General features: G+C 64.8%; 2 protein-coding genes. Both read left to right on the top strand.

The annotated features are described in order from the left end of the window. Positions 1–104 precede the first annotated feature (104 nt). Entirely contained in the window at positions 105–1103 is a 999-nt protein-coding gene (locus tag AC1DSN_RS22395) for a sulfate ABC transporter substrate-binding protein (protein ID WP_477333008.1), read from the top strand. Between the two features lie 2 nt (positions 1104–1105). Continuing rightward, on the top strand, positions 1106–1559 hold a 454-nt coding region (locus AC1DSN_RS22390; RefSeq protein WP_477333006.1), incomplete at its 3' end, for an ABC transporter permease.

The raw sequence follows: 1559 nt of genomic DNA, 5'->3' as shown, positions 1-1559 counted from the left end.
GTGTATGTCCGTCCGCCCAGGATTTCACACCGTGACGACACGCCGACCAGCTACATCGAAATATCCCCCTTCCCGCGCCATCCGACCACCCAAGGAGCCTGACGATGAAGCTTCGTCCCACCCTCCTGGCTCTCGTAGCCACCGTCATGGCGCTGCCCGCCATGGCCAAAGACGTCACGCTGCTCAACGTGTCCTACGACCCCACGCGCGAGCTCTACAAGGCGGTGAATACGGCCTTCGCAGCCGACTGGAAGGCGAAGCATGGTGACAACGTCACTATCCAGATGTCCCATGGCGGCTCAGGAAAACAGGCGCGCGCTGTTGTCGACGGCTTGCCCGCCGATGTCGTGACACTCGCACTGGCCTATGACGTCGACGCCGTGGCCGACCGCGGCCTGCTGGGCAAKGACTGGCAAACGCGCCTGCCAGACAACGCCTCCCCCTATACGTCGACCATTGTCTTCCTGGTTCGCAAGGGCAACCCGAAGGCCATTCGCGACTGGGGCGACCTCGTCAGGGACGGGGTCCAGGTCGTCACTCCCAACCCCAAGACATCCGGCGGCGCCCGCTGGAACTTCCTCGCTGCCTGGGGTTACGCGCTCAAGTTGCCCGGCGGCACCGATGAGAAGGCCAGGGCCTTCGTCAAGACGCTCTTCCAGCACGTGCCCGTGCTCGACACGGGAGCACGAGGCGCCACGACGACGTTCACCCAGCGCGGCATCGGCGACGTTCTGGTTGCCTGGGAAAATGAAGCGCTGCTGGCGAAGAAGGAGGCCGGCGGCGACCAGTTCGATATCGTCATTCCGTCCATCACGATCCTCGCCGAACCACCGGTGGCTGTTGTCGACAAGAACGCCGCAGAGCGCGGCACCCGTGAGGTCGCAGACGCCTACCTGAAGTTCCTCTACTCCCCGCAGGCCCAGGACATCGAAGCGCGCAACTTCTACCGCCCCCGCTCGCCCGACGTCGCCGCGAAGTACGCCGCGCAGTTTCCGCAGGTGAAGACCTTCACCCTGGCCGAGGTGTTCGGCGACTGGCGCAAGGCGCAGGCGAAGTTCTTTGCCGATGGCGCCATCTTCGACCAGATCGGCCCGGGCAACTGACCATGCGCCGAAGGGTTTTGCCCGGCTTCGGATTGAGCCTCGGCTTTGCCGTCACCTACCTTGGCCTCATTGTCCTGCTGCCCCTCGCGGCCCTTGCATGGAAGGCGTCGGATGTCGGTTTCGCCGGCATCCTCAAGCTGCTCGCATCACCCCGCACGCTGGCGGCGCTCAAGCTGAGTTTCGGTGGGGCGCTGCTGGCGGCGGGCATCAATGTCGTGGTCGGCCTGATGGTGACTTGGGCGCTCGTCCGCTATCGCTTTCCCGGCCGGCGCATTCTCGACGCGCTCATCGACCTGCCCTTCGCACTGCCCACCGCCGTGGCCGGTATTGCGCTGACAGCCATCTATGCGCCTAACGGCTGGTTCGGCCGCTGGCTGGTGCCGCTCGGCATCCAGGTGGCTTATACCCCGCTTGGCGTCCTCCTAGCGATGGTGTTTGTCGGTTTCCCTTTTGTCG

Source organism: Luteibacter sp. P4_D7_3 (genome assembly GCF_056401735.1).
The sequence above is the reverse complement of the archived record's forward strand: the minus strand, read 5'-3'. Positions and strand labels throughout refer to the sequence as shown.